This window comes from Pseudomonas sp. (genome assembly GCF_046581935.1).
Classification (GTDB): domain Bacteria; phylum Pseudomonadota; class Gammaproteobacteria; order Pseudomonadales; family Pseudomonadaceae; genus Aquipseudomonas.
This window is the reverse complement of record NZ_JAYGFK010000012.1, coordinates 67,444-86,577: the sequence shown is the minus strand read 5'-3', so window position 1 is coordinate 86,577 and position 19,134 is coordinate 67,444. Positions and strand designations below refer to the sequence as shown.

Sequence of the window (19,134 nt, the reverse complement as noted above, 5' to 3'; positions counted from 1 at the left end):
CCTTCAGCGCCCTAATAGCATTCAATCTGTCGGGCCGTCTAATAAGCGTAGCGGCGGTGTGATGTCGTTGTTGCGTTCGCTGCCTGCAGGACACTTGCCCTTGAGATACCAGGCAAATGCGATGATTTCTGCAATGCAGCGATACAGTTGTTCTGGAATCGCATCGCCGAGTTCTAAGCGTGCCAATAGGCGTACAAGTTCGGCATTCTCGTAAATAGGTACTTCGTATTCGCGGGCGATGGCGAGAATGGCTTCGGCCAGCTCATCGTCGCCTTTGGCGGTAAGTACGGGGGCGCTTTGGCCGTCGTATGTCAGTGCGATAGCCTGGCGGGGCGCGGTTTTTTTCATGCGGTTTCATCCACCCAACGTTGTTCCAGGGTTGTGCGTGGGCCGCGTGGTGGTGTGCCTTGCCAGCAATCAAGTTCACCAACCTGGACGCCAGCGGCGTTTAAGCGTTGACGTAGGTTGTCTAGCTCCGCATCGATCAGGCTAACAGTGCTGCTGCGCTCGGCCCAGAGCTGGCTCGATAAGCGATCATGGGCCAATTGCGCCTGCACTTGCAGTGGGCCTAGAGGGTCCAGGTCAAAAGCCAGTTCGACTTTCCAGAGGGTTTCTTTTTTCTCCTGCTTGCCCTGCTGGTTGCTCTCGTCGCGTTGGATTTTTACCTGCAACGGCACCAGTTCCTGCTGATTTCGCATGGGCAGTTCAAGCTGCCAGGTGGTGAGCAGGTTGCCATCAGGGCCAACTTGGCTCTGTGCCAAACTGGAGAGTTGATGGGTCTGTAGGCGTGAGATAGCTGCTGCCGCGAGTTTCAGTAGTGTCTCTAGATCGGCTTCACCTTCCATGGCCTGGAGCAGGCGCGAGGGCAGGGGGAAGTTCAGAGCTTGTTGACGGCTACTGGCCTTGCCAATGCTGCCAAGTAGATCTCGCGCTAGGGCTGGCATGGCTTGAGCCATGGCTGATGTGGCGCTGGCGGCTGTCAGTGGGGTGCTGCTAGACAAATTAGGCAGCAGCTGGGTGAGCATGCGCAGTAGGTTGGCTTTGAGGTCGGTCGGCAGTGCCTGGCTATGGCCGCCTAGCAATTTGCTTTCTAGCAGGATGCCACTGTTTTCCAGTGCTGAGGCCAAGCCCTTAGCTGTACTCAGTTGGGCTGCGTCGGGTAGCGCGCCGAAAAGTTTGTCGATACTGCTACGCAGACCATCACTCATATCTGCCTGGCCGCGCAGCCCTTGTAAGGCGCTGAACAATCCCTCCAGCGAGCCTTGACGGTTACTTTGCGTCGACAATTGTTGGCTCAGCGCAAGTTGATCCAGTCGGCCGCTCAGCGGCAAGAAGTTTAAGGCTTGGCTGCCTTGTACTTGGGCGCTGAGAAGGCTGCCAACAGGTAGGGCCAGCGGTGTTTCCAGAGATAGCTTGCTACCAGCTAGGGGGGGGGTTAGCAGGTTGATCAGTACTTTGTAGACCACCTGTTGCGAGCGGCTTTGCACTTGCTGCTCGCTCGCCACTACCTTGCCTTGCAGCAGCGTGCCAATGGGCAGTTGTTCAAGATCCAGGCTGGTCAAAGGTTTATCGCCGCCCGCCAGTAAGGAGAGGCTCAGACGCGTTTCCGACAGTGCGGTTACCGCAACGGATGTGCCTTGGGCGATAGACCGTGGGCTACTGGCTTCAAGGGTTGTCTGGCGGCCATTGCCTAGCGTCAGTTTGAGCAGCATCTGAAAGCTTTGTGCCACTTCCTTCAGCGCGATGACTTCTGCCTTGGCGCTTTCTCCGCTGGCCAGCAGTCCTTCCATAGGTTGCAGCAGTTTCACCGCCATGTCGGCCGCTACTGCGTTAGGGCGGCTGCTAGACGGCGTCGGCGGTAGTGGACGGGGGCTGCTGATTTCGCTCATTGGCGGGTTACACCCTGTCGAAAATGCCCACTGCGGTAGGCGGGGCCTGGCATGTATAATCGCGCCCCGCTGGCTCGGCTGCGCGCTCAGTTTGCGTCAGTATAGCGGCCAAGACTCTGCCGACTTGAACAGCTTTTGCCATCCATCTTAGGTGCCGATGCCTTGACCAGTACTCTTCTCGAAGCCGTTGCACTCGCCTGTGAGCGAGATTGGCGCATGCTTTTCGAGCGCTTGGAGCTGCGTCTGGTTCCCGGTGAAATGTTGCAGGTTGCCGGTCCCAACGGTAGTGGTAAGACCAGCCTGCTGCGCTTGCTGGCCGGGTTGATGCAGCCTACTGCCGGTGAAATCCGCCTGAATGGTCGTCCGTTAGCCGCGCAGCGGGCTGAGCTTGCACGCAACCTGTTGTGGATCGGTCATGCGGCAGGCATCAAGGGCCTGCTCAGCGCCGAGGAAAATCTCACTTGGCTTTGTGCCCTGCATCAGCCCGCAGACCGCGAGGCTATTTGGCAGGCGCTAGCGGCCGTAGGCTTGCGCGGTTTTGAAGATGTGCCTTGCCATACCTTGTCGGCTGGGCAGCAGCGTCGTGTTGCGTTGGCACGCTTGTATCTACCAGGGCCGCCGTTGTGGGTGCTGGATGAGCCCTTCACCGCACTGGATAAGGCCGCAGTGACGCAGCTGGAAAAACATCTGGCTGCGCATTGTCAGCAAGGCGGCATGGTGGTGCTGACTACGCACCATGAACTGACGATCAAGCCGACCGGCTATCGCGAGCTTGATTTAGGGCAACGCACGTCATGAGCAATGTTTTTACCCTGCTACTGGCTCGTGAAGCGCGCCTGTTGTTCCGCCGTCCGGCCGAGTTAGCCAACCCGCTGGTGTTCTTCGCCATCGTGATTGCCTTGTTCCCGCTGGCGGTAGGGCCGCAAACTCAGTTGTTACAAAGCCTTTCGCCGGGGCTGGTGTGGGTGGCGGCACTATTGGCCGTGCTGCTCTCGTTGGACGGGCTGTTTCGCAGTGATTTTGAAGACGGCTCGTTAGAGCAGTGGGTCCTTTCGCCGCACCCCCTGGCTCTTCTGGTTCTGGCCAAGGTACTGGCACACTGGCTGTTTTCCGGTTTGGCGTTGGTGCTGTTGGCTCCGCTGCTGGCGTTGATGCTCGGTTTGCCTGGGCGTTGCCTGCCTGTACTGCTGATTTCGCTGTTGCTGGGCACGCCGGTGCTGAGCTTGTTAGGCGCCGTTGGTGCGGCGCTGACCGTGGGTCTCAAGCGCGGCGGACTGTTGCTCGCGTTACTGATTTTGCCGTTGTACATCCCGGTGCTGATTCTCGGCAGCGGTGCGTTACAAGCCAGCCTGCAAGGATTGCCGGTGGCCGGTCACCTGTTATGGCTGGCCAGCCTCACCGCATTGGCGGTGACCTTGACACCTTTTGCCATCGCCGCTGGTCTGACGATCAGTGTCGCTGAGTAGACAATAAGCCTAAATGGCCGGCTGACCCTGGTGCTTGAGTGCGCCGTGATCAGCCCTAGCACTGATGAGTAACCTGATGAACTGGACGTGGTTTCACAAGCTGGGCTCGCCCAAATGGTTTTATGAAATCAGCGCACGCTGGCTACCTTGGTTAGCGCTGGCTGCATTGCTGTTGCTGATGGTTGGGATTGTCTGGGGGCTGGCGTTTGCGCCGCCGGATTACCAGCAGGGCAATAGTTTTCGGATTATTTACATCCACGTGCCCGCCGCGTTTCTCGCCCAGTCGATCTATGTGATGTTGGCCGTAGCCGGCACCGTTGGCCTGGTGTGGAAAATGAAGTTGGCTGATGTGGCGCTACAGCAAGCCGCGCCTATCGGTGCCTGGATGACCGTAATTGCCCTGGTGACAGGGGCGGTATGGGGCAAGCCCACTTGGGGTACTTATTGGGTCTGGGATGCTCGCCTGACCTCGATGCTGATTCTGTTGTTTCTCTACTTCGGCGTGATCGCCCTCGGCAATGCCATCACCAACCGTGACAGCGCTGCCAAAGCCTGTGCGGTGCTGTCGATTGTCGGCGTGGTGAATATCCCAATCATCAAATACTCGGTGGAGTGGTGGAATACCCTGCACCAACCCGCGAGCTTTAGCCTGGTAGAAAAGCCAGCTATGCCGTTTGAAATGTGGATGCCTCTGCTGATTATGGTGTTGGGCTTCTACTGCTTCTTTGCCGTGGTGCTGCTTATGCGTATGCGTCTTGAGGTGCTCAAGCGCGAAGCGCGCAGCAGTTGGGTCAAGGCAGAAGTCAAAGCGCAGGTGGGGAAGGGGTTATGAGTTTTTCCAGCTTTAGCGAATTTATCGCCATGGGCACCCATGGCGCTTATGTCTGGTCCTGTTATGCCATCAGCCTGGTTGTGCTGGGGCTGAATGTGGCGTTGCCAATCCTGGCGCGTCGCCGTTACCTGCAAGACGAGGCGCGTCGTTTGCGTCGGGAGGAGTCGAAGTGAACCCGCTGCGCAAGAAACGCCTGTTCATAGTGTTGGCGATTGTCGCCGGCGTCGGCATTGCCGTGGCCCTCGCGCTGAGCGCACTGCAACAGAACATCAATCTGTTCTATACCCCGACACAAATTGCCGGTGGCGAAGCCCCGCAAGACACCCGCATCCGCGCTGGCGGCCTGGTGGTTGAGGGTTCTGTGGTGCGGTCGAGTGACTCGCTGGAAACCGACTTTGTCGTCACCGACGGTGTGAAAAACGTGACCATTCGCTACAGCGGCATACTGCCGGACCTGTTTCGCGAGGGGCAGGGCATTGTCGCCATGGGCAAGCTCGACGCCAGTGGCATGCTGGTGGCTGATGAAGTGCTGGCTAAACACGATGAGAATTACATGCCGCCAGAAGTCATGCAGGCGCTGGAAAAAAGTGGAATGAAAAAGAAGCATGACGAGGCCCAGGCGGCCAAGCAGGCGGCCCAGTTGGAGAGCGCACGATGATCCCTGAACTCGGCCACTTGGCGATGATTCTGGCGCTGTGCATGGCGCTGGTGCAGGCGACGCTGCCGCTGATCGGTGCCTGGCGTGGTGACCGCCAATGGATGAGCCTTGCGGCACCTGCAGCCTGGGGCCAGTTTGCCTTTATGTTGTTCGCTTTTATTTGTCTGACTTACTCCTTTATGGTCGACGACTTCAGCGTCGCCTACGTGGCCAGTAACTCCAACAGCGCTTTGCCCTGGTACTACAAATTCAGTGCTGTTTGGGGCGCTCACGAAGGGTCGCTGCTGCTCTGGGGATTGATCCTTGCGGGTTGGACCTTTGCTGTATCGATCTTCTCGCGGCAATTGCCGGAGGAAATGCTCGCCCGCGTGCTGGCGGTGATGGGCATCATCAGCGTCGGATTCTTGCTGTTTTTGATCGTCACCTCGAACCCGTTCGCGCGACTGCTGTTCAATACGCCTACCGATGGTCGTGACCTTAATCCGCTGCTGCAGGACTTCGGCCTGATCGTACACCCGCCAATGCTCTACATGGGCTATGTCGGTTTCTCCGTGGCCTTTTCTTTTGCCATTGCGGCCTTGCTCGGCGGCAAGCTGGATGCCGCCTGGGCGCGCTGGTCGCGTCCGTGGACCATTGTCGCTTGGGCTTTTCTCGGCATCGGTATTGCGCTGGGCTCCTGGTGGGCCTATTACGAGCTGGGCTGGGGTGGTTGGTGGTTCTGGGACCCGGTCGAGAATGCCTCCTTTATGCCTTGGCTGGTGGGTACAGCGCTGATCCACTCCCTGGCGGTGACAGAAAAACGCGGTGTGTTCAAAAGCTGGACTGTGCTGCTGGCTATCGCCGCTTTCTCCCTTAGCCTGTTGGGCACCTTCTTGGTTCGCTCCGGGGTGCTGACGTCGGTGCATGCCTTTGCCAGCGACCCTGAGCGCGGCGTGTTTGTTTTGGCCTTCCTGTTGATTGTCGTGGGCAGCTCGTTGGCGCTGTTTGCTCTGCGTGCGCCGGTGGTCAAAAGTCAGGTCGGTTTTGCCTTGTGGTCACGGGAAACGCTGCTGCTGGTGAACAACATCATCCTGGTGGTGGCGGCGGCAATGATCCTGCTGGGCACCCTCTACCCACTGGTGCTGGACGCCATGACGGGTGCCAAGCTGTCGGTGGGGCCACCGTACTTCAATGCCTTGTTTGTGCCGCTGATGGGCCTGCTGATGGCGATGATTGCGGTCGGCGTACTGGTGCGCTGGAAAGACACACCTATGCAGTGGTTGCTGAGCATGCTGGCTCCTGTGCTGGTCGGCAGCGTGGTGCTGGCCTTGATCGCAACCTTCCTGGTTGGCGACTTCAGCTGGGCGGTGCTGGGTGTCTGCTTGTTGTCTGCCTGGGTAGTGCTTGCTGGCGTGCGCGATATCCTCGAAAAAACCCGGCACAAAGGGTTGCTCAAGGGGTTGCCGAGCCTGACTCGCAGTTACTGGGGCATGCAGACCGCCCACTTGGGCATGGCTGTCTGCGCCCTTGGGGTTGTATTGACCAGCATGGGCAGCTTCGAGCGCGATATGCGCATGGCGCCGGGTGAGTCGGTAGATATTGGTGGCTACCAGTTTATCTTTGAAGGTGCCGAGCACTTTGAAGGACCGAACTTCACCTCGGACAAAGGCACTGTGCGCATCCTTGAAGAAGGCAAACAGATTGCCGTGCTGCACCCGGAAAAACGTTTATATACCGTGCAGCAGTCGATGATGACCGAGGCGGGCATTGATGCCGGGATTACTCGCGACCTGTTCGTCGCCCTGGGTGAGCCATTAGAGAATGGTGCGTGGGCGGTGCGGGTGCACATCAAGCCGTTTGTCCGTTGGATCTGGTTTGGTGCATTGTTAATGGGCTTTAGCGGCTTGTTGGCTGCCAGTGATAAGCGCTACCGCATGAAGGTCCGCACGCGCGTGCGCGACGCCTTGGGCATGGCGGGGGCGCAAGCATGAAGCGTCTCGTGTTGCTGTTACCGCTGGTGCTGTTTCTGGGGGTGGCGGTATTCCTCTACCGCGGGTTGTTCCTGGATCCCTCTGAGCTGCCGTCGGCGTTGATTGATAAGCCGTTCCCGGCGTTCTCCCTGCCGGCGGTACAGGACGCCAAGCTGCTCAGCGAAGCCGACCTCAAGGGTAAGCCGGCGTTGGTCAATGTTTGGGCGACCTGGTGTGTGTCATGTCGCGTTGAGCATCCGGTGCTGAACAAGCTGAAAGAGATGGGCGTGACCATCTACGGGGTCAACTACAAAGATGACAACGCCGCTGCGCAGAAATGGCTGGTGGAGTTTCATGATCCGTATCAGCTGAATATCAATGATGCGCGCGGCACCTTGGGCTTGGATCTGGGCGTATACGGCGCGCCAGAAACCTTTTTGATCGACGCTAAAGGCATTATTCGCGATAAGTTTGTCGGAGTGATTGACGAGCGTGTATGGCGCGAACAGCTGGCTGCGAAGTATCAGGCGCTGGTCGATGAGGGCGCGCAATGAAACGCTTTCTTAGCATTGCCGTCTTAGCGCTGGCGGTACTGGGCACTGCGCAGGCTGCCATCGATACCTACGAGTTTGCGACTGAGGCCGAGCGCGCTCGCTACCGCCATCTGGTGGAGGAGCTGCGTTGCCCCAAGTGCCAGAACCAGAATATTGCCGACTCGGATGCACCGATAGCCATGGATCTGCGAGCGCAGATTTACCGCATGTTGGAGCAAGGCAAGAGTGACCAGCAGGTTATCGATTATTTGGTCAGTCGCTATGGCGATTTCGTGCTCTACAAACCGCCGGTAACCGCGCGCACTGTTTTGTTGTGGTATGGCCCAGCTGGCTTACTGGTCGGCGGTTTCGTGCTGCTCGGCGTCATCCTATTACGCCGCCGCAACAAGGCGGGCAGCGTCGCCAGTGGCCTGTCTGCGGATGAACAGCAACGTCTGGATGCTTTGCTCAGCCAACAGCCTGCTGATCAAGGGTCAGCTAATCAACCGCCTGTGGATAACAAAGACTGATGATTGAATTTTGGTTGTGCGCTGGGTTGCTGTTGTTAACAGCCCTGGCATTTTTGCTGATTCCCGTGGTGCGTGGCCGCAAGATGCAGGCCGAAGAAGACCGCACGGCACTTAATGTGACCCTCTATCAGGAGCGTCTGCTCGACCTGCAGGCGCAGCATGCCGCAGGGGCGCTAAATGAGCAGCAGCTGGTTGCTGGGCGTGATGAGGCGGCGCGGGAGCTTTTGGCAGATACGGAAGGTGTGCAGGCTGTGCCTACACAACGCGCCTTGGGCGGCAAGATACCGCTGATCGCTGCTTTGCTGATGCCGTTGTTAGCTGTGGGGCTGTATCTGCATTGGGGCGCTATTGATGATATTGAGCGTGCGCAGACATTTGCTGAACAGCCGAAGACTATCGAGGAAATGACCGCACGCTTGGAGGCTGCGGTGAAGAATGACCCAAAATCTGCCGAGAGCTGGTACTTCCTGGGGCGTACCTACATGGCTCAAGAGCGCGCCAGTGAAGCCGCTGGGGCATTTGAGCGTGCCATTGACGTTGCCGGGCGTGAGCCTGAACTGCTCGGGCAGTGGGCTCAGGCGCTGTATTTCGCCAATAACAAGCAGTGGACGCCGCAGCTGCAAACGCTGACCGATGAGGCGTTGAAAGCGGATCCCGCAGAAGTTACCAGTCTAGGGCTGTTGGGTATTGCTGCGTATGAAAATGGCCAGTTTCAGCAGGCGATTGGTCACTGGCAGCAATTGGTGGCGGTCCTGCCGGCTGAAGATCCTTCACGCCAGGCGATTCAAGGCGGCATTGACCGTGCCCGCGAGCAACTGGGCGTGCCGGCAAACGATCCCGCTGCTGTTGCCAGTGCGAGTTTGACGGTGCGAGTGACCCTGGCCGCAGATCTGCAGGACAAAGTGCAGCCGAGCGATGCCGTATTCATCTTTGCGCGTGCTGTCTCTGGCCCGCCAATGCCGTTAGCGGTCAAGCGCCTCACTGTGGCTGACTTGCCGGCTGAGGTCAGCCTGTCGGACAGCGATGCGATGATGCCGCAACTGAAAATATCCGGGTTCGAGAACGTGCAGTTGGTGGCGCGCATCTCGCGTGGCGGTAATGCCACCGCGGGTGAGTGGATTGGCAGTAGCCAGCCGCTAGCGAGCAAGACCACTGAGACCCAGCAGTTGTTGATTGATCGTGCAGACGGCAAAGCTCCATGAGTTCGCTGCTGCGTGTAGCGGTGCTGGTCAGCCTGTTACTCGGGCTGACAGCCTGCGTGCAGCGGCCGCTTAGTACGGCTCCTGTGACAAACCCGAGCGGCAGCAGCAACCACCCGCGCTTTGCTCCGCCGCCTGGTGTGCAAAGTCAGTGGGATGCAGCGCTGGGTGTGTATGTGGTTGGCGGTGCTTCTGACCTGTATTACCGTGAGCGCACTTATTACCGCTGGAATTCTGGCTGGAGTTGGGCCAGCAATCCGCAAGGGCCCTGGTTACCGACTGACAGCAGTGGCGTGCCACCGGGGCTGTATCGTCGTTATGCGCAGTAATGCTGCCTATCAGATGCTTCGCGTTATCAGTAAAACCGCCGCAGTTAGCACTGCAGGCGGTTTTTTACGTTAGCCAGCCAGTAACTACTCAGCGATCTGCAGCTTGCGTGACTCGTGGTAGAAGAAACGAATCTTCTCGTACTCAAATGGCGAGTTGAGTTGGCCGTAGCGGAAGTTCACTGTGGAGCGCTGGTCGACCACATTCAGAAGGTATATCTCTGGGTGGCTGGTGCTGGTTTCGGATACGTTCAGCCAGTTTGCTTGGCTTTCCGCCATAAAATCGACCACCAGCCCGCCGGTGTCACGCAGGTTTGACGGGCCCAGTAGCGGTAGGACTAAGTACGGCCCAGCAGGTGTGCCGTAGTAGCCGAGGGTCTGGCCAAAGTCTTCCTTCATCTTTGGCAGGCCCATGCGTGTGGCTGGGTCCCACAGGCCGGCTACGCCCAGGGTGGTGTTGAGCAGTAAGCGGGCGGTGGTCTGCATTGCCCGCTTACCTTTGAGCTGCAGGGCGCTGTTGAGCAGGTTGGGCACATCGCCCAGATTGCTAAAGAAGTTACTGACACCGCTTTGCACCAAGGTGGGCGTGACATAGCGGTAGCCATCGACAATCGGCAGGAATACCCATTCATCGAAACGATAGTTGAAGTGGTATACGCGGCGATTCCACGACTCCAGCGGGTCATAGACATTCAGCGCATCAAGGGTGGAGCGCTCGAATTCGCGCTGATCCAATCCTGGATTGAATTGCAGGTGCTGTAGCGGTTCTTTGAAACCGTCTGGATCGGTCGCATGCTCTGCGCAGGCCAAGTTACTGCCCAGCAGCAGACTGAAGAAAACAGCAAAGGAAATAGGCTTAGCCACGGAAGAACTCCAGCATGGCGTCGCTATTGACGCGGTAGTTGAGGTTGCCGCAATGGCCGCCTAGTGGGTAGACCGTCAGGCGTTCACCAAAGGTGCTGCGCAGATAGCCGAGATCGCCAGGGCCAAGAATCACATCGTCGGCGTTGTGCATGACGGCAATCTTGCTGCTGTTTTTCAGGTAGTCGGTCAAGGCATACAGGCTGACCTGGTCGATTAGCTGCGCCAGGCTGCCGCCGTCATAGCGTGCACGCCACATGGGGATGACTTGCTCAGTCAGGTAGCAGTCGAAGTCGCATTGCAGGGCGCGTTTGAAGAACGGTGTAAGGCTAGTGCTTTCAGTGATCGGGTAGTTGATGGGGGTTATGAGGCCGCGACGATTGATCAGATCTGAGGTAAAGGCAATATCGGCAGAGGAGAAGCGAAAGGCCGCGCCAATCATCATGGCCATTTGCTCGTCGCTGAGCTTTTCCTTGGAATTTTGGAAGTCGTACAGTAGGGCGTCGTTGAGGTCGACATAGCCTTTATTCTGGAAATAACGGGTCAGCTTGCCCAGCACCAGTTCGTAGAAGGTGGTTGTATTGTCGATACCCTTTACCTTGGTCTGCACCATGCGGTCGAGGTTGCTGATCGAGGTATAGAGGTTGACTGGCGGGTTGAGCAGCAGCACACGCTTGAAGTTAAAGCTGCGCCGGGTTTCGTCCAGTTCGCTGACAAAGGCCGCATGCAGCGCACCGAGGCTATAGCCAGTGAGGTAGAAATCACTGACTTTCAGGCGTGGATGCTGTGCTCGTACGGCCTGCATGGCACGGTATAAGTCGTCGGCATCATCGCGGGAAATGCCAGGTGTGGCAAAGCGCGAGACGGCGGTCATGAAGTCATAGCTGGTTGGTGAAGAAAGCTGGACGACGTGATAACCCGCGCCGTAGAACAGTTTCTTCAGGTATTCCGGCGTGCCGCTGGCGTAATGCGCGCCGGTGCCAGCAATGATAAAGATCAACGGTGCTTCGCCAGGTTGTTTGGCGAGGCGATAACGCATTTTGGTCACTGGCCAGAAATTTTCTGGTACCTCGAACTCTCGCTCAGGGCGCAGCTTGATCTGATAGTCGCTCTGATTGATGTCGGCGTCGTCCGGCAAGGCAGGACGCAGTTCTGGTGGCGTGGTGGCCAAGGTTGCTTCGAACGGGTTGCTGAGTGGAAAGCCATAGCTACTGGCGTCTACATCGGCCGCGCTGACAGGGGCAATCAGGGCCAGGCAACTGATGATTGCAAGCAGGCGAGGGATCGGCGACATGGCTAAATCTCTTGAGCGCTAGGGTTGGGGCTGAGGCTGGGATTTGCTGCGGTTCGATTTGACCACATAAGCTCGGTTAAGTGCCGTTTAGTTATAGCTGTGCAAGTTTTCAGGCGAAAGAGCAATGTTGAAAAAGACCTGCATTAGGTGTCGGTCGCTCACTGCTCGTGCAGATAAGCGCATGCCTTGGTTTTTGTGTTGGCGTTTTTCTGCGCGCTCACCATAGGCATGCTGCATTGCGTAGCGGGACATATAGGTTAGGTCAGGTCAGGCCAGTCCATGGCGGGTCGTGTTATGAGTGCGCGACGGTTAGGCATGTTGAATTTCAGCAATCATCAGGGGTGTTATCCACCGCTCGGCGGCTTATTCTAAGCAGCCATTTACTTGCATCGAGCCTTTTATGCCGCGTTACATGCCTTTGCTCCTCGTGTTAATAGCTGCTGCCCTGAGTCTGGCGGTCGGCTTGGTTCTGCGCTACCAACTGATGGAGAACGAACGCTGGGTCGGCCTGTGTGCAGCAGAGCCCGAGCGTGTGAGCTGTGAGGTGCGCGCGTTACTGGGCTGGCTGATTCACTTTAAGGTGCTGTCGTTAGGTGCTCTGGGTTGTGCTGTGCTGGCTTTTTTGCTGCCAGGCGCGTGGGGGCGGCGTCTATCTGTGCCGGCATTGCTAGTTGGTCTGCCGGCTTTGGTGTTGTACAGCGCCAGCCTTGCGGTATTTGCCGTGGTGCTGGCGTTGTTGCGTTTGGTGCGTGCACCGCAAACAGCTTGATCAGGCCGTTTGCGGCTTGGCCCGCAGGCTGCGCCAGAGCGCGGCGACCAGTAAGCTGCTGGTCAGGGCCCAGCCCAGAGCCTGCAGGTTGCTGAGGGTCTCCAGGTACAGTTGCGGGGCAATCCCCGCGCCGATCAACAGGGCCAGTAGAGCCATCTCGCGGCGGTAGCCGCTCACCGGCCGGCATAGGTAGACCAGGGCCGGCAGCAGCAGTGCGGCGCTAGGGAAGCTACGGTAGCGGGCGTCCATCACCAGTGCGAGCATCATCACCGCCCCAGCAAACCCACTCAAGGCCAGCCATAGCGCGCTTTTACTGCGTAACCAGTTATTGGCTTGCGCGCGCCAGCCCATCGGCTGACTGAGCAGCAGTGCCGCGTGGGCCAGGATCAGCAGATTCAGTAAGATCAGTGCGCCGGCCCATAACCACTCGCCAAGATACCGGCTGGTGATCAGGGTTAACTCCGCGAAAACGCTGATACAGGCTGCCCCCAGCGCCGCCAGAAGCGGCAGCAGCAGGGCTGCTCGGGTTGATTGTGGGCGTCCGGCAAGCAGTAGGGTGGCTGCAAATAAAGCAAGGCTCACTGCCAGCCATACCGGCCAATGCGGCAGATTGGATACCGGGCCGGCAAGAATCGACTTGTCCTGACGGTCGGCGTCGTACAGCCCCCAGTAACCACCCACTGCGCCCTCACTGACACGCTTCCAGGGTTGGTCAAAGGCTTCAATCAGGTTGTAATGCCAGCCATTTTGTTCGGCCATGGCGACGAAGCCGCGGATGAACTTGGCTTGGTTGACTCGGCTGGGTAGGGCTGTTTCGCGCTGGCGGCCTTCGCTGGGCCAGCCAGTTTCACCGATCAGAATGTCTTTGGGTGCATAGGCATTGCCGAACGTCTGTCGTACTTGGGCGACTTGATGCAATGCGTTGTCGATGCCCGCAGGGTTATCTTCCCAATAGGGCAGCAAGTGGATGGTGATGAAGTCCACGGCGGGTGCGATTTCTGGATGCTTGAGCCAGAACTCCCAGACATCGGCGTAGGTCACGGGTTGCTTGATCTGCGATTTGACCTGCTTGATCAGCGCCACCAGTTGCTCGGCGGTGACTTCCTTGCGCAGTAGGGCTTCGTTGCCAACGATCACTGACTGGATAACATCGGGATGGGCATTGGCCATCTTTACCAGGCTGGCAATCTCCACGGCGGTATCGTCCGGGCTACGACTGACCCAGGCGCCGGCGATCAGCTTCAGGCCATGCTTGCGGGCTATGTTTGGCAACTCTTCCAGGCCCGTCACCGAGTAGGTGCGTAGGCAGTTAAAGCGCTCGGCCAGCAAAGCCACATCAGCCTCGATGCGCTCAGGGCGCAACTGCATAGGCTGGTCGAACGGCGACTGATCTTTGTCGAATGGGGTGTAGGACGCGCACTGCAATTTATGCGTTGGGGTAGCGGCATCCGCCAGTTCAACTGGTTGGCCGATGCCGAACCAGAGACCACAGAGCGCGAGCAGGCCCAGTAAAAAAGTCAGTACGTAAGGAGCAGTAGGGAAGCGAGAAGTGGCGGGCATGATCGTGCGCGTATGGTGACTGAAGCGCGCATAGTAGCGGATTGCACACCTTCTCGGCTGGCTGTTTTAGGCTTCTGCTAAAGCGCCTCTGTGCTTACTTGGCGCAATTATGCCTGGTGGTGCAGCCAGGCATGTTTAGGTGTTACTGGTGCGTGCTTGGGGGATTTTTCTATGCGTTGCCAGAGCTTCTCGTGGAAGTAGAAACCAACCGAGTTGCACAGCGGCTCAATAGCGGCAACCAGGCCGCTGGCAGCGATGCTGCCGGTCAGGGCGTAAGTGACGGCGAAGGCGATGCAGAAGTGCATCAGGGTGAAAGTCAGAGTCTTGAGCATGTTGCACCTCTATTGAGAATCGTTCTTTATTGAGGTGCAGCCTAGTTGCTTAAGCTTTATTAGAGAAATGTTGTGATTGAATGGATTTAATAGCTTTTTGTAATTGATTCGGTTGGCTGCATTGCGCAGCAGTTGGCGGATAAATAGCCAACAAAAAACCCGCACTAGGCGGGTTTTTGTTTTCAAGCGTACTTGAAACGATGAGTTCTTGGATTTAAGCCTTCAAGTAATTGGTTAAAGCCAACTGCTCTTCCAACTTAGATCACGACCCAAAAATGGTCGGGGTAGGGGGATTCGAACTCCCGACATCCTGCTCCCAAAGCAGGCGCGCTACCGGACTGCGCTATACCCCGATGAACTACTGGCTCCACGACCTGGACTCGAACCAGGGACCCAATGATTAACAGTCATTTGCTCTACCAACTGAGCTATCGCGGAACGATGGCGCGCATCTTACTGATTAGAAAGAGAAAGTCAACACCTGATCGACTTCCCCAGTAATTCAGAGGACGGCTGCAATCGCCTGCGTGACGACTGGCAGGTTGCGCTGGTTAAGTGCTGCCACGCAGATGCGGCCAGTGCCGACTGCATAAATGCCATACTCGCTGCGCAGGCGCTCAACTTGCTCGGTGGTCAGGCCGGAGTAGGAGAACATGCCACGTTGCTCAGCCACGAAGCTGAAGTCACGTTTTGCACCCAAGGCCGCCAGTTGTTCGACCATGGCCAGGCGCATGCTGCGAATGCGCAGGCGCATTTCGCCCAATTCGGCTTCCCACATGCTGCGCAGTTCTGGGCTGTTGAGCACGGTGGCGACCACGCTGGCACCGTGGGTCGGCGGGTTGGAGTAGTTGGTGCGGATTACCCGCTTGACCTGCGACAGTACTCGACCGGTTTCTTCTTGCGAGCCGGTGACAATCGACAGGGCGCCAACACGTTCGCCGTACAGGGAGAACGACTTGGAGAACGAACTGGAGACGAAGAAGGTCAGATCGGACTCAGCAAACAGGCGCACGGCTTCAGCGTCTTGTTCAATGCCATCGCCAAAGCCTTGGTAGGCGATATCGAGGAACGGCACGTGCTCGCGCTCACGAAGGATCTCCAGCACAGCTTTCCAGTCGTCCAGGGTCAGATCGACGCCGGTCGGGTTATGGCAGCACGCATGCAGGACCACAATGGAGCGAGTAGGCAGGTTTTTCAGGTCTTCGAGCAGGCCGCCACGGTTAACGCCATTGCTGAAGGCGTCGTAGTAGCGGTAGTTGCGTACCGGAAACCCGGCAGACTCGAACAGGGCGCGATGGTTTTCCCAGCTCGGGTCGCTAATCGCGACGGTTGCATCCGGTAGCAAGCGTTTGAGGAAGTCCGCGCCGATTTTCAGCGCACCGGTGCCGCCTAGCGCCTGCGTGGTGATCACGCGGCCTTGTTGAATCAGCGCTGAGCCTTGACCGAACAGCATCGATTGCACGGCCTGGTCATAGGCGGCGATGCCTTCGATCGGCAGGTAACCGCGCGGTGCATGTGCTGCGGTCAGGATGCTTTCCGCTTCGGCTACTGCGCGCAGCAGTGGGATGCGGCCCTCTTCGTTGGTGTAAACCCCGACGCCCAGGTTCACTTTGGTGGTGCGCGGGTCGGCGTTGAATGCTTCGTTGAGGCCCAGGATTGGGTCGCGCGGTGCCATTTCGACGGCAGAGAACAGGCTCATGGGTGCGGCAACTCGAAGAGGAAGGTAAGTATCAAGCAACACCCTGCACGACTGGGGCTAGGGGTTGCGCAAGTCGGCCGGTAGTATACCGGTCCATAACGCGTGTCGCGACAGCGCGCACACGCATTTCAACTGTTATGACGTAGGCTTTTAGATCGCGTCACAGTCGTTCGTTGAGGTCAGTCATGTCCGAGTTTCAATTAGTCACCCGTTTTCAGCCTGCTGGCGATCAGCCCGAGGCCATTCGGCTGATGGTTGAGGGGCTGGAGGCGGGCTTGTCGCACCAGACTTTGCTGGGTGTGACAGGCTCCGGTAAGACCTTTTCGATCGCTAATGTGATTGCGCAAATTCAGCGGCCGACCCTGGTGTTGGCGCCGAACAAGACCCTGGCCGCGCAGTTGTATGGCGAGTTCAAGAGTTTCTTCCCGAACAACGCGGTGGAGTATTTCGTTTCCTATTACGACTATTACCAGCCTGAAGCCTACGTACCGTCCTCCGATACCTTTATCGAGAAGGACGCCTCGATCAACGACCATATCGAGCAGATGCGCCTGTCGGCGACCAAGGCGCTGCTGGAGCGACCGGACGCAATCATCGTCACCACTGTGTCGTGCATCTACGGCTTGGGTAGCCCTGAGTCGTACCTGAAAATGGTGCTGCACGTCGATCGTGGCGACAAGATGGACCAGCGCGCCTTGCTACGCCGCTTGGCCGATCTGCAATACACCCGTAACGACATGGACTTCGCCCGTTCGACGTTTCGTGTACGCGGCGATGTGATCGATATCTTCCCGGCTGAGTCGGACCTGGAGGCCGTGCGCATCGAACTGTTCGATGATGAGGTGGAGAGCATCTCGTCGTTTGATCCATTGACCGGCGAGGTGATCCGCAAGCTGCCGCGCTTCACCTTCTATCCTAAGAGTCACTACGTCACCCCGCGTGACGTGTTGTTGGAAGCGGTGGAGAAGATCAAGGTCGAGTTGGTCGAGCGCCTGGAGTACTTGCGCAGTAACAACAAGCTGGTGGAAGCCCAGCGCCTGGAGCAGCGCACCCGTTTCGATCTGGAAATGATCGTTGAGCTGGGTTACTGCAATGGCATCGAAAACTACTCGCGCTACCTATCCGGGCGCGACTCCGGCCAGCCGCCGCCCACCTTGTATGACTACCTGCCGGACGAAGCACTGCTGGTGATCGACGAGTCACACGTGTCGGTGCCGCAGGTCGGCGCGATGTACAAGGGCGACCGCTCACGCAAGGAAACCCTGGTGGAATATGGCTTCCGCCTGCCTTCGGCACTGGACAATCGGCCGATGAAGTTTGATGAGTGGGAGGCGGCCAGCCCGCAGACCATTTTCGTCTCGGCGACACCGGGTAACTACGAAGCGGAACATGCAGGGCGAGTGATCGAGCAGGTGGTGCGGCCAACCGGGCTGGTTGATCCGCAGATCGAAGTGCGCCCGGCACTGACCCAGGTCGACGACCTGCTTTCGGAAATCCATAAGCGCGTCGCGATTGAGGAGCGCGTGCTGGTCACCACCCTGACCAAGCGCATGGCTGAGGATTTGACTGACTATCTGGCTGATCACGGCGTGAAAGTGCGCTACCTGCACTCCGATATCGATACCGTGGAGCGGGTTGAGATCATCCGTGACCTGCGCATTGGTGCCTTCGATGTATTGGTGGGGATCAACCTGCTGCGCGAAGGCCTGGATATGCCGGAAGTGTCGCTGGTGGCGATTCTCGATGCTGATAAAGAGGGCTTCCTGCGCTCCGAGCGTTCGTTGATCCAGACCATTGGCCGCGCCGCACGTAACCTCAATGGCCGGGCGATTCTTTATGCCGACCGCATGACTGGCTCGATGGAGCGCGCTATCGGTGAGACCGAGCGGCGGCGTGACAAACAAATTGCCTTCAACGAAGCCAATGGCATCACCCCCAAGGGTGTGTTCAAGGACGTTCAGGATATTCTCGAAGGCGCAGTTGTGCCGGGTTCGCGCAGCAAGAAGCGCAAGGGTATGGCCCAGGCCGCTGAAGAAAGCGCGCGCTACGAGAACGAGCTGCGCTCACCCAGTGAAATCACCAAGCGCATTCGTCAGCTCGAAGAGAAGATGTATGCGTTGGCTCGCGATCTGGAGTTTGAAGCGGCGGCGCAGATGCGTGACGAGATCCAGAAACTGCGCGACCGCTTATTGCAGGTCTAGCTATACGGGTAGGAATGAGAGTTGTGGGAGGGGCTTTAGCCGCGACAGGTTGATCGTGTTGTCGCAGCTAAAGCCTCTCCCATAAATCAGCGCTAGTTAGCGTCGCCCAAAGATAATCAGCATCACGCCGCCCAGGGTGATGCCGCAGGCGAGCATGGCTAAAAGACTAAGGTGTTCGTCCAATAGCACGTAGCCGAGCAGCAGGGCGACTACAGGGTTCACAAAGGCAAAGGTTGATACCAGGCTGGGGCGCACTTCGCGCAGTAACCAGAAATACGCCGGGTATACGCCAAGGCTCACTGGCAGCACCAGATAAGCCAGCCAGAGCCAGGCGTTAGTACTTACGCCGCGCAGATCGAGGTTTTGCCAGTCACCGTGCCAGAGGCCGAATATGCCCAGCAGCAGCGCGCCGATCAGCATTTGCAGGCTCAGCCCGAGCCAGCTGGAGCGAAATGGCGGGCGTTGACGTAACAGCCAAGCACCGCATGCCCAAAGCAGGGTGGCAAAAACCACCAATAGGCCGGCGAACCATTGTTCGCTTGATGCCGCCTGGCCTAGACCGTTATTCATCAGGAGCACGATGCCGCTGCATGCCAGCGCTAGCCCGCAAATGACCCAGAGCGGCGGACGTTCCCCGAGCAACCATTCCAGCGCCACACTCCATAAAGGCAACGTTGTGTACAGCATTGCCAGCATGCCGGTCGGCAAGAACTGGTTGGCGTAGATCAGCGCCCCTTGGCCAACTGCGATCAGACTCAGGCCGCCGAGCAGAACCCCCGTCCAGTCACTGCGCTGGATGCGTAACTGGCCGCTGAGTACAACCCAAACCAGTGCCAGGCTGCCGGCCAGTGAGAAGCGCAGGCAGCCAATTACGAACGGCGGAATTTCCTGTAGCAGAAAGTGGTTGGCCAGGTAGGTGGTGCCCCAGCCGATGTAAATAGTGGCGAAAGCGCCGAGCAGCAATAACGTGCGAGCACGTGCAGCGGAGTCAGACATGGGGAACCTGAAACAAACCTGCACCGAGAACCGGCGCAGG

At 58.0% G+C, this 19,134-nt stretch carries 20 protein-coding genes and 2 tRNA genes; 12 read left to right on the top strand and 10 right to left on the bottom strand.

Going from position 1 to position 19,134, the window contains the following annotated elements:
* Nucleotides 1-21: 21 nt before the first annotated feature.
* Together VCA57_RS08195 and VCA57_RS08190 are read right to left on the bottom strand one after the other, a co-directional pair.
* Nucleotides 22-348, bottom strand: coding sequence for an EscU/YscU/HrcU family type III secretion system export apparatus switch protein (locus VCA57_RS08195; protein ID WP_411184480.1), 327 nt, complete (start codon nt 346-348; stop codon nt 22-24).
* On the bottom strand, nt 345-1,889 hold the full coding sequence (locus tag VCA57_RS08190; RefSeq protein WP_411184479.1) for a flagellar hook-length control protein FliK: 1,545 nt from the start codon (nt 1,887-1,889) through the stop codon (nt 345-347). Before VCA57_RS08190 ends, VCA57_RS08195 begins: the two co-directional genes overlap by 4 nt.
* Nucleotides 1,890-2,051: 162 nt before the next feature.
* Between VCA57_RS08190 and ccmA the strand changes: the two genes are divergently transcribed.
* The 10 genes from ccmA to VCA57_RS08140 all read left to right on the top strand — a co-directional run bounded on the left by ccmA (nt 2,052) and on the right by VCA57_RS08140 (nt 9,385).
* Nucleotides 2,052-2,687, top strand: coding sequence for a cytochrome c biogenesis heme-transporting ATPase CcmA (gene ccmA, locus VCA57_RS08185; RefSeq protein ID WP_411184478.1), 636 nt, complete (start codon nt 2,052-2,054; stop codon nt 2,685-2,687).
* Nucleotides 2,684-3,355, top strand: coding sequence for a heme exporter protein CcmB (gene ccmB, locus VCA57_RS08180; protein WP_411184477.1), 672 nt, complete (start codon nt 2,684-2,686; stop codon nt 3,353-3,355). The genes ccmA and ccmB overlap by 4 nt, the downstream gene beginning before the upstream one ends.
* Before the next feature lie 73 nt (nt 3,356-3,428).
* The gene (locus VCA57_RS08175; protein WP_411184937.1) at nt 3,429-4,187 is read left to right on the top strand and encodes a heme ABC transporter permease; all 759 of its coding nucleotides are present in this window, start codon (nt 3,429-3,431) and stop codon (nt 4,185-4,187) included.
* Entirely contained in the window at nt 4,184-4,360 is a 177-nt protein-coding gene (ccmD, locus tag VCA57_RS08170; protein WP_411184476.1) for a heme exporter protein CcmD, read from the top strand. The genes VCA57_RS08175 and ccmD overlap by 4 nt, the downstream gene beginning before the upstream one ends.
* Complete coding sequence (gene ccmE, locus VCA57_RS08165; RefSeq protein ID WP_411184475.1) at nt 4,357-4,845, top strand: cytochrome c maturation protein CcmE; 489 nt, start codon at nt 4,357-4,359, stop codon at nt 4,843-4,845. The genes ccmD and ccmE overlap by 4 nt, the downstream gene beginning before the upstream one ends.
* Nucleotides 4,842-6,815, top strand: a complete 1,974-nt coding sequence (locus tag VCA57_RS08160; RefSeq protein WP_411184474.1) for a heme lyase CcmF/NrfE family subunit — start codon at nt 4,842-4,844, stop codon at nt 6,813-6,815. The genes ccmE and VCA57_RS08160 overlap by 4 nt, the downstream gene beginning before the upstream one ends.
* Complete coding sequence (locus VCA57_RS08155; protein WP_411184473.1) at nt 6,812-7,348, top strand: DsbE family thiol:disulfide interchange protein; 537 nt, start codon at nt 6,812-6,814, stop codon at nt 7,346-7,348. Before VCA57_RS08160 ends, VCA57_RS08155 begins: the two co-directional genes overlap by 4 nt.
* Nucleotides 7,345-7,857 carry a cytochrome c-type biogenesis protein gene (locus VCA57_RS08150; RefSeq protein WP_411184472.1) on the top strand — a complete coding sequence of 171 codons (513 nt, stop codon included), beginning with the start codon at nt 7,345-7,347 and terminating at the stop codon, nt 7,855-7,857. Before VCA57_RS08155 ends, VCA57_RS08150 begins: the two co-directional genes overlap by 4 nt.
* On the top strand, nt 7,857-9,059 hold the full coding sequence (gene ccmI, locus VCA57_RS08145) for a c-type cytochrome biogenesis protein CcmI (protein ID WP_411184470.1): 1,203 nt from the start codon (nt 7,857-7,859) through the stop codon (nt 9,057-9,059). The genes VCA57_RS08150 and ccmI overlap by 1 nt, the downstream gene beginning before the upstream one ends.
* Nucleotides 9,056-9,385 carry a hypothetical protein gene (locus VCA57_RS08140; RefSeq protein ID WP_411184469.1) on the top strand — a complete coding sequence of 110 codons (330 nt, stop codon included), beginning with the start codon at nt 9,056-9,058 and terminating at the stop codon, nt 9,383-9,385. The genes ccmI and VCA57_RS08140 overlap by 4 nt, the downstream gene beginning before the upstream one ends.
* Nucleotides 9,386-9,469: 84 nt before the next feature.
* Here VCA57_RS08140 and VCA57_RS08135 read toward each other — a convergent pair whose 3' ends face one another.
* Nucleotides 9,470-10,210, bottom strand: coding sequence for a VacJ family lipoprotein (locus VCA57_RS08135; protein WP_411184936.1), 741 nt, complete (start codon nt 10,208-10,210; stop codon nt 9,470-9,472).
* A gap of 28 nt (nt 10,211-10,238) precedes the next feature.
* On the bottom strand, nt 10,239-11,537 hold the full coding sequence (locus VCA57_RS08130) for a serine/threonine protein kinase (RefSeq protein ID WP_411184468.1): 1,299 nt from the start codon (nt 11,535-11,537) through the stop codon (nt 10,239-10,241).
* Nucleotides 11,538-11,937: 400 nt separating this feature from the next.
* Here VCA57_RS08130 and VCA57_RS08125 point away from each other — a divergent pair, with 400 nt between their 5' ends.
* On the top strand, nt 11,938-12,306 hold the full coding sequence (locus VCA57_RS08125; RefSeq protein ID WP_411184467.1) for a hypothetical protein: 369 nt from the start codon (nt 11,938-11,940) through the stop codon (nt 12,304-12,306).
* Here VCA57_RS08125 and VCA57_RS08120 read toward each other — a convergent pair whose 3' ends face one another.
* From VCA57_RS08120 to VCA57_RS08100, 5 genes are all read right to left on the bottom strand, one after another.
* Nucleotides 12,307-13,866: a beta (1-6) glucans synthase gene (locus VCA57_RS08120; RefSeq protein ID WP_411184466.1), complete on the bottom strand. Its 1,560-nt coding sequence runs from the start codon at nt 13,864-13,866 to the stop codon at nt 12,307-12,309. It lies immediately after the preceding gene.
* A 107-nt stretch (nt 13,867-13,973) separates the two neighbouring features.
* Nucleotides 13,974-14,198, bottom strand: coding sequence for a DUF2061 domain-containing protein (locus VCA57_RS08115; protein WP_411184465.1), 225 nt, complete (start codon nt 14,196-14,198; stop codon nt 13,974-13,976).
* A 276-nt stretch (nt 14,199-14,474) separates the two neighbouring features.
* A tRNA-Pro gene (locus VCA57_RS08110) sits at nt 14,475-14,551 on the bottom strand.
* A gap of 9 nt (nt 14,552-14,560) precedes the next feature.
* Nucleotides 14,561-14,636 (bottom strand) — tRNA-Asn (locus VCA57_RS08105).
* A 64-nt stretch (nt 14,637-14,700) separates the two neighbouring features.
* On the bottom strand, nt 14,701-15,897 hold the full coding sequence (locus VCA57_RS08100; protein WP_411184464.1) for an amino acid aminotransferase: 1,197 nt from the start codon (nt 15,895-15,897) through the stop codon (nt 14,701-14,703).
* Between the two features lie 185 nt (nt 15,898-16,082).
* Here VCA57_RS08100 and uvrB point away from each other — a divergent pair, with 185 nt between their 5' ends.
* Nucleotides 16,083-18,098 (top strand): excinuclease ABC subunit UvrB, encoded by a 2,016-nt coding sequence (uvrB, locus tag VCA57_RS08095; protein ID WP_411184463.1) that lies wholly within the window; start codon nt 16,083-16,085, stop codon nt 18,096-18,098.
* A gap of 96 nt (nt 18,099-18,194) precedes the next feature.
* Here uvrB and VCA57_RS08090 read toward each other — a convergent pair whose 3' ends face one another.
* Nucleotides 18,195-19,094 carry an EamA family transporter gene (locus VCA57_RS08090; RefSeq protein WP_411184462.1) on the bottom strand — a complete coding sequence of 300 codons (900 nt, stop codon included), beginning with the start codon at nt 19,092-19,094 and terminating at the stop codon, nt 18,195-18,197.
* Between the last annotated feature and the right edge of the window lie 40 nt (nt 19,095-19,134).